This window comes from Georgenia phoenicis, assembly GCF_047302425.1.
Classification (GTDB): Bacteria; Actinomycetota; Actinomycetes; order Actinomycetales; family Actinomycetaceae; genus Oceanitalea.
In genome coordinates, this window is record NZ_CP154855.1 from 3,369,067 (window position 1) to 3,381,818 (window position 12,752).

Sequence of the window (12,752 nt, forward strand, 5' to 3'; positions counted from 1 at the left end):
CCAGGCCGCCGGGCGACCAGGTGTCAGGCGCGGCGCAGGCGGGCCGCCGCCTTGGCGCGCTCGGTCTGGTCGAGGACGACCTTGCGGATGCGGATGGCCTCCGGCGTCACCTCGACGCACTCGTCGTTGCCGGCGAACTCGAGGGACTCCTCGAGGGTGAGCTTGCGCGGCGGGACGAGGTTCTCGAAGGAGTCCGACGACGCGGCGCGCATGTTCGTCAGCTTCTTCTCCTTGGTGATGTTGACGTCCATGTCGTCGACGCGGGAGTTCTCCCCGACGACCTGGCCCTCGTACACCGTGGAGGTGGGCTCGACGAAGAAGGAGCCGCGCTCCTGGAGGTTGATCATCGCGAAGGGGGTGACCGAGCCGGCGCGGTCGGCGACCATCGAGCCGTTGGTGCGCAGCTCGATGGGGCCGTGCCACGGCTCGTAGCCCTCGGCGATGGAGGAGGCGATGCCGGTGCCGCGCGTCTCGGTGAGGAAGCGGGTGCGGAAGCCGATGAGCCCGCGGGCGGGGACGACGAACTCCATGCGCACCCAGCCGGTGCCGTGGTTGGTCATCGTCTCCATGCGGCCCTTGCGCTGGGCGAGGAGCTGGGTGACGGCGCCGAGGAACTCCTCGGGCACGTCGATCGTCATGCGCTCCATCGGCTCGTGGACCTTGCCGTCGATGGTCTTGGTGACCACCTGCGGCTTGCCGACGGTGAGCTCGAAGCCCTCGCGGCGCATCTGCTCGACGAGGATCGCCAGCGCGAGCTCGCCACGGCCCTGGACCTCCCAGGCGTCCGGGCGGTCGGTCGGCAGCACCTTGAGGGAGACGTTGCCGATGAGCTCGCGGTCGAGGCGGTCCTTGACCTGGCGGGCGGTGACCTTGGCGCCCTTGACCTTGCCGGCCAGCGGGGAGGTGTTGATGCCGATGGTCATCGAGATGGCCGGGTCGTCGACCGTGATGAGCGGCAGCGGGCGCGGGTCCTCGAGGTCGACGAGCGACTCACCGATCGTGATGTCCTCGATGCCGGCGACGGCGACGATGTCACCGGCGTGGGCGACCTCGGCGGGCACGCGGGTGAGCGCCTCGGTCTTGAGGAGCTCGGAGATGCGGACCGGCTTGACGGTGCCGTCACGGCGGGCCCAGCCCACGCTCTGGCCCTTGCGGAGCTCACCGTTGAAGATGCGCAGCAGGGCGAGGCGGCCGAGGAACGGGGACGCGTCGAGGTTGGTGACGTGCGCCTGGAGGGGCGCGCCCTCGTCGTAGGTCGGGGCCGGGATGTTCTCGAGGATGGTCGCGAAGAGCGGCTCGAGGTCGTCGTTGTTCGGCAGCTCGCCGTCGAGGGGCTGGTCGAGGGAGGCGCGGCGGGCCTTGGCGGAGGCGTAGACGACCGGGACGTCGAGGACGGCGTCGAGGTCGAGGTCCGGCACCTCGTCGGCGAGGTCGCTGGCCAGGCCGAGGAGCAGGTCGGTGGACTCGGCGACGACCTCGGTGATGCGGGCGTCGGGCCGGTCGACCTTGTTGACGACGATGATGACCGGCAGCTTGGCGGCGAGCGCCTTGCGCAGGACGAAGCGGGTCTGGGGCAGCGGGCCCTCGCTCGCGTCGACGAGGAGGACGACGCCGTCGACCATGGACAGCCCGCGCTCGACTTCGCCACCGAAGTCGGCGTGGCCGGGGGTGTCGATGACGTTGATGACGACGCCGTCGGGGGCGCCGTGGGCCGCGGCGGCGGGGCCGCGGTAGTTCACCGTCGTGTTCTTCGCGAGAATGGTGATGCCCTTCTCGCGCTCGAGGTCACCGGAGTCCATCGCCCGCTCGTCGACGTGCTGGTGGTCACCGAAGGCGCCCGACTGCCAGAGCATGGCGTCGACCATCGTGGTCTTGCCGTGGTCGACGTGGGCGACGATCGCGACGTTGCGCAGGTCGGGGCGAACGGGCATACGCGGAGCTCCTCCGGTGAAGGGGTGCCCGGGCGGCGCCGGCATCGCTCGCAGAGCGGGAACGGTGCGCCGGGTGACGGGCAGGAAGGCACCCGAGGCCCGAGTGCCGCCGGTAAATCGTACAGGCGGAGGGCCGCGCCGGTGAGGAATGTGACCACCCCCATACCAGAGTTCTGTCGCCCCTCGGGGCTGACCTCCCCGGTTGTCCTCTGACCTCCCCCCTCAGCACACGTCTGGCTGGGGTGAACCGGGTAGGTCACGCCTCGGCGCACTGCTCCACAGTCCGCGCCCGGGGCAGCGCTGTCCACGGGCGCGCGGTCGCGGCGGCCACCGTCGGACGACAGCCGTCACCCTCGTCGTCATGGCCGTGTCCATCACCCCGAAGGAGCTCCCGACCGTGCTGCTCAGCCGCGAGCTCGGCAAGAACGCCACCCGGCAGGCCGCGAGCGCAGGGTTCGTCCAGGTGGCGCACGGGGTCTTCGTCGGTCCGCTCGACGACGACGAGCCCCCGTGGCACAAGGAGGAGCACCTGGCGCTGGCCCGGGTCGCTGGCGTCGTCCGGCGCACGACGGCACGGCCGGTGTTCAGCCACCGGACCGCAGCCCTGCTGCACGGGCTGTGGCTGGTCGACGACGACACTCGGGTGCACACCTCGCAGCGGCGCCAGCCCAGCCGGACCGTCCCCGGGCGGGTGCGGCACCTCCGCAACCTGGCACCCGGCGACATCACCGAGTTCAACGGCCTGCGGACCACGACGATCGAGCGGACGATCGTCGACTGCGCCAAGACCATGCACCCGAAGCACGCGCTCGTCGTCGCCGACAGCGGCATGCGCGCGCTGATCTCCCCTAGGCGCAACAGTCCCAGGCGCACCGCCAAGGAGGCGGCCGATCTGAGGGCCCGACTCTTCGCCATGGTGGAGGAGGGCGACCGCCGCAACCTGCGCCGCGCCCGCGCGGTGGTCACCTGGGCAGACCCGCTCTCCGAGTCACCGTACGAGACGGTCCTGCGGTGGATCGCCGTCTCCCGCGGTCTGCCCCGACCCACGCTGCAACCCCGGTACGAGATCGACGGGTACGTGTACTACCCGGACATGCGCTGGCGGCTGCCGGTCACCGAGCACGGAGTCCTCACCGAGACGATCACCCAGCTCGGGGAGTACGACGGCGAGACGAAGTACGTCCCGGACGATCCCGACGGCACCACTGCCCGCCGTCAGCTGTCGCAGCGCGTCATGGCCGAACGGCGGCGGCAGAACCGGCTGACGAGCCTTCCGAGGACGAGCCTCGAGCGCTTCGACCGCAGTGACCTCTCGGACGAGGAGGCGGTGTTCCGGCGACTGTGCCGCCCCTTCCCCGCCGGCTGGCTCGCGACGCTGAGACCCGTGCCGGAGCTTCGGGGGCCAACCCTCCTGCGGTGACCTCCCCGGTTCACCCCGCCCGAGCATGAGCAGAGGGGGGAGCTCAGAGGACAACCGGGGAGTTCGGCGAAGGGCCGGGCGGGGACCCGGCCGGTTACGCCAGGTGGCCGTCCCTTAGGTCGACGACCTGGTCGGCGCGTTGCATGAGGACGGGGTCGTGGGTGGAGACGACGGCGGCGAGGCCGCGGGCGTGGGTGAGGTCCTGGATGAGCTCCATGATCGTCGCGGCGGTCGCGGAGTCGAGCTGGCCGGTGGGCTCGTCGGCGATGAGGATCTCCGGCTCGGAGACGAGCGCCCGGGCGATGCCGACTCGCTGCTGCTGGCCGCCGGACAGCTCGTAGGGCCGCTGGCGGACGTGCCCGGAGAGGCCGACGAGGTCGAGCGCGGCTGCCACCCGCTCCTCGCGCTCGGCGGGCTCCACCTCGAGGAGGCGCAGCGGGATCTCGACGTTCTCCGCTGCCGAGAGCACCGGGATGAGCCCGAAGGACTGGAAGACGTAGCCGATCCGGGTGCGGCGCACCTCGAGAACGTCGCTCTCCGGCAGCGCCGACAGCTCGCGCCCGTCGCCGAGGAGCACCCGCCCGCTCGTGGGCCGGTCCAGCCCGCCGAGGAGGTTGAGCAGCGTCGTCTTGCCCGAGCCGGACGGGCCACGGACGACGACGAGCTGGCCGGCGGCCACCTGCATGGTCACGTCGGTGAGCGCGTGCACGTCCCCGGCGCCGGTGGCAAAGACCCGGCTCACGGACTCCGCGGTCAGCAGCGCCTCAGTCACCGGCCGCCTCCCCGCGCTCGCGCAGCTCGCGCCGCCGCGGCCGGCCGCCCGGCGTCGGCGCGACGGCCGGCTCTCGCGACGCCCCCGCGCCCGGTGCGCCGTTCCCCTGCGCCGCCGCGTCCGGCGCCCGCACGCCGTCGGGCCACACGCCCACGTGGTCCGGCTCCAGGGCCAGGCGCACCCGCTCGCGCAGGTCGAGGGCCGTGACGAAGTCCTCGGGCAGCTGGAGGCGTCCGGTGCGGTCGAGCACGGCGAACTCCTCGGCGACGTACACCTCGGCGCCGGAGTCGTCGCGCTCGGTGCGGCGCAGCACCTCGGTGGCGGTGCGGCCGTCGCGGATCTGGACGGTGCGCCGCACGTGCTCGGACACCGTGGGGTCGTGGGTGACGATGAGGACGGTGACGCCCAGCCGCTCCGAGGCCCCGCGCAGCGCCTCGAGCACCTCGGCGCTCGTCGCGTCGTCGAGCTCGCCGGTGGGCTCGTCCGCCAGCAGCACGCGCGGGGAGTTGGCCAGGGCGACCGCGATCGCCGTGCGCTGCTGCTCACCGCCGCTCATCTGCTCGGGACGCCGGTCGCGGCAGTGCTCGATGCCGAGGAGCGCGAGCAGCTCGTCCACCCGCTCCTCGCGCGCCTCCGCGCCCGCGAGGACGAGCGGCACGGCGATGTTCTCCGCAGCAGTGAGGTAGGGCAGCAGGTTCCGCGAGGTCTGCTGCCACACGAAACCCACGGTGTGCCGCTGGTAGCGTACCCTGTCGGCCCGGTTCATCGTGCCGATGTCGGTGCCGGCGACGACGGCGCTGCCACCGGTCGGCTTGTCGAGCCCGGACAAGATGGTGAGCAGCGTCGACTTCCCCGAGCCCGACGCCCCGACGATGGCGACGACGTCACCGCGCTCCACCCGCAGGTCGAGCCCCTGCAGCGCCTGCACCTCCACGCCCTCGGTGGAGAAGATCCGCACCAGCCCGTGGCACAGGATGTCCGGCTCGGTCGTCGTCGTCATAGGCCCCTCGTCTTGGTCGCGGGCGCCATCGTCTCACCGGCGGCGGCGCCGCGGGCCCGGTTCTCGCCGCGCGCTACGCCGCCGGCGCGCGCCTCGCCCCGCGGGCCGCCTCGGTGAACTCGCGCTGCATCTCCTCGTCAGGCTGGTAGGTGAGCCGGCTGACGACGACGGCGACGAGCAGGTTCGCGGCGAAGCCCGGCACGATCTCGTACAGCGTCGCCCCGAGGATCTCCGGCCCGAACTGCTTCCAGAGGATGACCGTCACCGCGCCGGTCACCATGCCGGCGAGCGCGCCCCAGTTGGTGAGCCGGCGCCAGAAGAGGCTGAGGAGGATCGCGGGACCGAAGGAGGCGCCGAAGCCCGCCCACGCGAAGGCGACGAGGTTGAGGATCGTGTCCGCCGGGTTGAGCGCGAGGACCGTGGCGATGACGGCCACCGCGAGCACGGCCACGCGACCGAGGACGACGAGGCTCCGCGGCGCGGCGTCCTTGCGCACGATCCGGTAGAGGTCCTCGACGAAGGCCGAGGAGCACACGATGAGCTGGCTGGAGACGGTGCTCATGATCGCCGCCAGCGCGGCCGCGAAGATCGCCCCGACGAGCAGCGGGTGCAGCAGTACCTGGGACAGCGCGAGCACGATCTGCTCGGGGTCGCTCAGGTCCAGGCCCTCGCGGTTGACGTAGGCGATCCCGAGGAGCCCGGTGACCACCGCGCCGACCAGCGAGATGGCCATCCACCCGATCCCGATCCGTCTCGCCCGGCCGGCGGAGAGAGCGTCCCGCATGGCCATGAAGCGCACGATGATGTGCGGCTGGCCGAAGTAGCCCAGGCCCCACGCGAGGGCGGACACGACGCCGATCACCGACGCGCCGGTGACCCCCGCACCGGCCAGCGGCGACAGCCGCGCCGGGTCGACCTCGCGGATCCCGTCGAGCGCCTCGCCCACCCCGCCGAGCGAGACGAGGACGACGACGGGGACGACGAGCAGCGCGATCATCATCATCGTGCCCTGGACGACGTCGGTGAGCGAGGCACCGAGGAATCCGCCGATGAGCGTGTAGGCCAGCGTGACCCCGGCGACGATGAGCATGCCCGTGCGGTAGGAGGTGTCGAAGGCGACCTCGAAGAACACCCCGCCGGCGACCATCATCGACGACACGTAGAACGTGAAGAACACGAGGACGATGGCGCCGGAGGCCACGCGCAGCGAGCGCGAGATGTCGTGCAGGCGGTTCTCGAAGAAGCTCGGGATGGTGATCGAGTTCTTCGCCGTCTCCGTGTAGGAGCGCAGCCGCGGCGCCACCAGCCGCCAGTTGAGGTACGCGCCGATGGTGAGGCCGACGGCGATCCACCCCTCGATGAGCCCGCTGACGTAGATGGCGCCCGGCAGGCCCATCATGAGCCAGCCGGACATGTCCGAGGCGCCGGCGCTCAGCGCGGCCGTCGTCGGTGACAGGCGCCGCCCGCCGAGCATGTAGTCCTCGTGGCCGCTGGTGCGCCGGTAGGCGTAGTAGCCGATGGCGAGCATGGCCACGAAGTAGGCGACCAGCGCGATGAGCTGGTAGGTGCGGTCGGACATCGTCGTCTCCTCCCCGAGAGCACGGTCCGCCCAGTGTGGCACGGGCCACAGACATGCCCGCTCAGGCCCGCCGGGTCAGGTCTCCTCGCCCATCCGCAGCTGGCTCGCGGCGTCGGCCCGGCTGCTCAGCACGGTCGAGACGAGCACCGCCAGCACCGTCAGCAGCACGACGCCGCCGAGCACCGCCCCGACGACGAGCGGGTCGACGACCAGCTCCGGCTGCTCCTCCCCGCCGGTGAGCGCCCGCAGGTCCATCCCGCCGAGCACCACCCACGGCACCACCACACCCAGCACCCCGCCGGCGAGCACCGACACCGCGGCGAGCGGCACCAGCTCCCACGCAACGATCCCGCGCGCCTGCCGCCGGTCCAGGCCGAGCGTGCGGAGCACCGCGAGCAGCCGCGCCCGCACCGGCGCCCCCATGAGCTGCGTCATGACGACGGCGACGACGACGAGCACGAGGGACAGGACGACGGCGACCGTGAGCGCCGCGTTCATCCCCCCGGCCATCGGCGAGGAGAGGAAGCCGCGCTCGTCCCCGGCCGGGTTCTGCGCGAGCGCGACGGGCTCGACCTCGCGGACGCGCTCGAGGACCGCCGTCGGGTCCGCGCCGTCGGTGACGTCGAGCAGCGCGATCCGCGGCAGGACCGGCCGGTCCGTGGCGGCGGCGAAGGCCTCGGCGTCCACGAGGACCTCACCGGTCGTGCCCGCGCCCGCGAGCCGGCCCACGGTCCCAACGACCTCGAGCGTGACCCCGTCCCCGACGGCGGCCTCGAGCGTGTCCCCGACGCCCGCCCCGAGTGCCTCGACCGCCGCGTCGGACAGCACGGTCGGGACGGCGTCGCCCGAGGCACCCGGCAGGTCCGCCGGGAGGTGGTCGATCCCCACGCCGTCGGCCTGGACGGCGCGCACCGCCGCGAGGTCGGCGACGGCGACGGTGAGCCGCTCCCCCGCGATGCTCACCGTGCCGGCGTCGCCGATCGTCGCCACCTCCGCGACGCCGGGCACGGCGGCGATCGCGGCGGCCTTCTCCTCGTCGAGGATCGGTCCGGACAGGCGCAGGTCGGCGCCCACGGACTGCCACGCCGTCGCCTGCACGCCGGTGCCGATGGTCGAGGAGAGGACCGCGGAGAACATCGCGACGGACACCCCGACGACGAGCGCGACCGCGGGGACGAGCCCGCCGGCCGGCTCGCGGACCGCGCGCGCCGAGCCGAGGAAGGCCATGACCCCACGACGACGGCGCAGCGCCCCCGCCAGCGCGCGCACCGGGAGCGGGTACACGCGCAGCACGACGACGCAGGTCGCGACGGCGAGCAGGAGCGGCACCCCCGTGAGGAGTACGTCGGTCCCGCCCGTCCCGGGCCGCACCCCGCGCTGGACGAGGAGGACGAGGGCGACGGCGGTGACCGCGAGGAGCACGACCTCGGCGATCCACCGCCACCGGCTGCGGCGCGCTCCGAGGTCCGCGCGGCCCTCGCGCAGGCCGCGCGGTGAGGTGCTCGCGGCGAGCAGGACGGCGGGCACGAGCGCGACGGCGCCGGTGACGGCGAGATCGCCCGGTGCGGTGCGCCCCGGCAGGAGCAGCACGGCCAGCAGCGCCCCGACCGCGGCAGCGGGCACGCCGATGACGAGCCCCTCGAGGGCCAGCACCGACCGCAGCTGCGAGCCCGAGCCGCCGCGGGCGGCGAGCAGCGCGAGCCCCGCGCGCCGGCGCGAGACCAGGAGCCGCGCCCCGAGCAGGAAGACGGCGAGCGCCACGCCCAGCGGGCCGGAGGCGATGACGGTGAGCACGGTGGAGGTGACCGCCTGCTGCTGGCGGACGCGGTCGAGGACCTCCCCGAGCTCGCTGGCGAAGCGCACCTCGTAGGCCGGGGCCGTGTCGCCCGCCGGGCCGAGCGGCTGGGGCGAGGTGAAGCGGGTGAGCTGGGCGGCGGCCGGCTCGACGTCGTCGGCGGTGAGCGCGGCGGGGTCCACGGGGAACCACATCTGCGTGCGGAAGGTCTGCCCGTGCTCGGGGAAGCCGGCGGGCAGCTGCCCGTCCCAGGCGGGGTCGAGGTAGGCGGCGGCCTCCGCGGACGTGCCGAGGTTGAGGTCGTCGACGACGTAGGGCTCCACCGAGTACCGGTTGTGGTCCCAGTGGTCGGCGCCGGGGTCGGTCACCTCGTAGGTGCCCGTGAGCAGCGCGGGGACGGTGTTGCCGATGATGCGCCGCTCGGTGCCGACCTCCCACTCGAGGACCTCGGCGGCGGGCGCGGACAGGAGGACCTCGAGCGGCTCGCTCGCCGCGATGGCGGCGTCGGTGAGCGCCACCCGTTCGTCGAGGTTGAGGAAGGCGCGCTCCACGTCGTCGAGCCCGGCGAAGGGGTCGACGGCGAGGTGCGGCTCCGGCCACCGCCCCGCGACGAGCTCGACCCGGTCCGCGAGCTCCGGGTCGACGGTGAGGCGCAGGCGCTGCTGCCCCATGAGCGGGTCGGGCGGCGGCTCGACCTCCACCGGCTCGCTCTGGACCCAGAAGCTCGGCTTCCCCAGCAGGCTCCGCAGCGGCTCGGGCTGGGCGGCGCGCAGCTCCTCGAGCGCGACGTGGACCCCGCCGAGATTCTCCTCGACGTCGGGCGGGAAGGGGGTGGAGCCGGGCGGCGGCGGTGGCAGCCACGGCCACGTGGCGGGCAGGACCCCGACGACGTCGCGGGACAGCGGGCTCGTCGCGGCGATCTCGTGGGTCACCTGGCGGTCGTCGACGCCGGCGAGCAGCCGCGGCCACGCGGTGACGACGGCGGACACGAGGAGGACGAGGAGCACGAGCGCGACCGGGACGGCACGGTGCGCGGTGGCCTGCCGGCGCGCGAGTCCGAGGAGGCCGGTCATCGCACCTCCTCCCGGTACTCGGCGTCCAGCGCCTGCGCGCGCAGCCGGCCCCCGAGCACCGCCGCGACGACGGCGAGACCACCGACGAGGACGGCGAGCACCCCGAGCGCCGGCCACACCTCGAGCCGGCCGCCGAGCGGCAGCGGCGAGGGCTGCGTGGCGGCGGCCCGCGCCAGCGTGGGCACGAGCAGCACCGACGCCGCCCAGCCCGCGAGCGCCCCGAGGACGACGCCGAGCGCACCCACCCCGAGCAGCTCCGCCACCCGCGTGCGCGCCTGCCCGCTCGGGGGAAGCCCGAGCGCGCGCAGCACGACGACCTCGCTGCGCCGCTCGCGCGCGAGGGAGAGGACGACGGCGGCCACGCCGGTGAGCGCGAGGAGTGCGGCACCAGCGGCGACCGTCCAGAAGGTCTGGCGCACCGAGCCGGCCGAGTCAGTCAGGCCCTGCCCCGCCACCTCGACGCTTCCCTGCGCTCCCGCGAGCCCGGCCGCGGCGTCGGCCACCTCGGCGGGGTCGGCGTCGTCGTCGACGGCGAGCCACACCTCGCCCGGGAGCAGCGGGCTGGGGTCCCGGTCGAGCACGTGGGCGCCGAGGGCGTCGAGGTCGAGGAGGACGGCGTCCTCCTCCAGCCCGCCGGGAACGGCGTCGACGACGGCGCTCACCGTGAGGTCGAGCGAGGTGCCGCCCAGCGCGACGGTGGCCGTGTCCCCCTCCGCGAGGTCCGCCGCCGCGGCGAGGTGGGAGGTGACGGCGGCGGGGACGGGCGCGGCGCCGTCGCCCGGGACGAGGCGCACCTCGCTCTCGGCGATCCCCAGCCCGCTCTCGTCGTACAGGACACCCTGCGCGCCGATCACCCCGAGCGGGTCGAGCTCGGGCGCCTCGAGAGCCGCGGCCTGCCCCCACGCCGCCGTCCCCAGCTCGGCGGCGGTGCCGTCCGCGGCCAGGCCGAGGACCTCCACGGACAGCTCGGTGCCGATGGGCGGGCCGGTGACCGCCAGGTCGAGGCCGACGAGCCGGTACTCGCCCGCGGCCGGCAGCTCGAGCCGGAGCGTGTGCTCGGTGGGCCGGGGGCCGAGCAGGCCGTCCTCCCCCTCGACGTCGGCGCTCAGCCGTCCGCCCTCGAGCATGCTCAGGCCACCGTCGGCGTCGGCCACCCAGGCCGTGACCCCGAGCCCGTGGTCACCGTCCCGCGCGGCGGCCTGCTCCGCGAGGAAGGCGCTGGCCTCCTCCTCGGTGAGCCCCTCGACCTCCACGTAGTACTGCCGCAGGGCGGCCCGCTGCTCCTCCTCGGCAGCCTGAGCCTCGGCGGTGACGCCCAGCGCGGCGCGCAGGGTGATCTCAACAGTCTGCGCACCGGCGGGCAGCGGCACGCCCTCGCGCGCGGGGGCGAGAGCGTCGGCGGCGGCCAGCTCCAGCCCCTCGGGCAGCCGCGTGACCTCCTCGAGGCGCGCGGTGTCGAGCGCCGTGACGGCGACCGGCAGTTCGCCGAGGGTGCCCCCGCCGCGCAAGACCGTCCCGGCCGCGGCAACACCGGGGAGCTCCCGGTAGGGCGCGGCCCGCACCGCTTGCGGAACGGCGAGCCGGGACGTCGCGCCCGCGGGCACGGTGACGCGCACGTCCGTGCCGGTGGCGAGCGCGGCGACGTGCTCGCGCTGCACCGCGGTCGCCCCCGCGAAGGCGGACGCGACCGTCGTGGCACCGACGGCGAGGACGACGAGGACGAGCGGGACGGCGTAGGCCCGCACCCGCCGGGACACCTGGCGGCTCGCGAGCACCCCGACCAGGCCGCGCTCCCGCTCGCGCAGGCGGGAGGCACCACGGGCGAGCGGGCCGAGCAGGGCCAGCGCGAGCACGGCGAGAAAGCCGAGGACCGCCCCGAGGGACACGACGGCGAGGACGTCCGCGCCGCCGTCGTCCAGGAGCGGGGTGCCGTGCCGTCGCAGCTGCCAGGCGGACAGGGCGGCGGCGGCCCCGGAGAGCACGACGGTGCCGACGGCGGCGGCGCCGCGCAGCCGCCCGGAGCGGTCGGCGACCATCCGCCGCGCGATCCCGCGCGCGTGCAGGCCCGCGACCACCGTCCCCGTGACCGCGGTGACGAGCGCGACGGCCACCCCGGTGGCGAGCACGACCCCGCGCTGCGCGTCCCCGCCGTCGAGCCGGCCGACGACGACGGCGGCCACCGCCGTTCCGACCGCGGCACCGAGGACGGCGACGACGGCGAGCTCGGCGCCCGACCACACCGTCACCTGGCGGGCCGCGGCGCCGCGGGCGACGAGGATCTCGACCTCGCGGGCCCGGGTCTGCCCCAGCAGCCGCACGACCTGGACGAGGGCGACGACAGAGACGACCCCGAGCAGAGCCACGGGCACGAGACCGACGGCCGCCGCGGTGGCGGTCGCGGCGCGCAGCTCAGCGACGGTGCCCGCGAGCTCCCCGGTGAGGGCCAGGCCGCGGACCGCGACGGCGTCGTCGTCACCGAGGGCGAACTCCAGCCGCTCGAGCCCCTCGGCCAGGCCGGGGAGCTCAGCGACGGCGAGCGCCTCCGCGCGCGGGACCACGGTCCAGCGGGCGAAGGGGGCCGCGACGGCGTCACGCACGGTGCCGGCGTCGGTGAGGAGCGGGCCGAGGGTCGAGTCGTCGCCGGCGAGCGGGTCGGTGAACCAGGCCCGCTCGTCGCCGGGCTGCCACGTGCCCGAGACGGTGAGGGAGACGTCGTCGACGACGAGCTCGCTGCCCGTGGTCAGGCCCGCCTCGGCGGCTGCCTCGGGGACGAGCACCTCGCCCGGGCCGGGCAGCGCGCCCTCGAGGAGGACCACGCCGTCACCCGGAGGGAGCTCGGCGAGGACGACCCGCAGCTCCTGCTCCTCCGCCTCCGCACCGACCGCCTCGGTCCACAGGGTGCGCGAGACCTCGGTGTCCGGGCCGAGCAGCTCGGTGACCGTGGCGCCCACGGCGGCGTCCTGTGCCTCGGCGTCGTCGGCCAGCCGGGTCTGGACCTGGACGCCGGCCTCGTGGGGCGCGGCCGTGGTGAGCGTCGCACGGATCGTCGCGACGCCCGCCGCGCGCGTGTAGCCGACGCTGCCGGCGAGGATCGCGGCGACGGTGGCCGTGAGGACGAGGAGGGTGAGGAGGGCGCCCCGCTGCGCGCGGCCACGCCGCAGCAGCAGACGGGGCGCCCTCAC

7 protein-coding genes are annotated in these 12,752 nt (G+C 74.8%); 1 reads left to right on the top strand and 6 read right to left on the bottom strand.

The genetic code is table 11. The features are described 5' to 3' along the window. Positions 1-23 precede the first annotated feature (23 nt). Positions 24-1,931, bottom strand: a complete 1,908-nt coding sequence (gene typA, locus AA0005_RS15915) for a translational GTPase TypA (RefSeq protein WP_413451107.1) — start codon at positions 1,929-1,931, stop codon at positions 24-26. 361 nt (positions 1,932-2,292) lie between these two features. Between typA and AA0005_RS15920 the strand changes: the two genes are divergently transcribed. After that, complete coding sequence (locus AA0005_RS15920; RefSeq protein WP_413451108.1) at positions 2,293-3,351, top strand: hypothetical protein; 1,059 nt, start codon at positions 2,293-2,295, stop codon at positions 3,349-3,351. Between the two features lie 94 nt (positions 3,352-3,445). On the opposite strand, the gene AA0005_RS15925 is transcribed toward AA0005_RS15920, so the two are convergent. The 5 genes from AA0005_RS15925 to AA0005_RS15945 all read right to left on the bottom strand — a co-directional run bounded on the left by AA0005_RS15925 (position 3,446) and on the right by AA0005_RS15945 (position 12,752). Then, complete coding sequence (locus tag AA0005_RS15925) at positions 3,446-4,123, bottom strand: ABC transporter ATP-binding protein (RefSeq protein ID WP_413451109.1); 678 nt, start codon at positions 4,121-4,123, stop codon at positions 3,446-3,448. After that, entirely contained in the window at positions 4,116-5,123 is a 1,008-nt protein-coding gene (locus AA0005_RS15930; protein ID WP_413451110.1) for an ABC transporter ATP-binding protein, read from the bottom strand. Before AA0005_RS15930 ends, AA0005_RS15925 begins: the two co-directional genes overlap by 8 nt. Before the next feature lie 73 nt (positions 5,124-5,196). Beyond that, positions 5,197-6,702, bottom strand: coding sequence for a sodium/proline symporter PutP (putP, locus tag AA0005_RS15935; protein ID WP_413451111.1), 1,506 nt, complete (start codon positions 6,700-6,702; stop codon positions 5,197-5,199). 75 nt (positions 6,703-6,777) lie between these two features. Next, complete coding sequence (locus AA0005_RS15940; protein ID WP_413451112.1) at positions 6,778-9,570, bottom strand: FtsX-like permease family protein; 2,793 nt, start codon at positions 9,568-9,570, stop codon at positions 6,778-6,780. Beyond that, on the bottom strand, positions 9,567-12,752 hold the full coding sequence (locus tag AA0005_RS15945) for an FtsX-like permease family protein (RefSeq protein ID WP_413451113.1): 3,186 nt from the start codon (positions 12,750-12,752) through the stop codon (positions 9,567-9,569). The genes AA0005_RS15940 and AA0005_RS15945 overlap by 4 nt, the downstream gene beginning before the upstream one ends.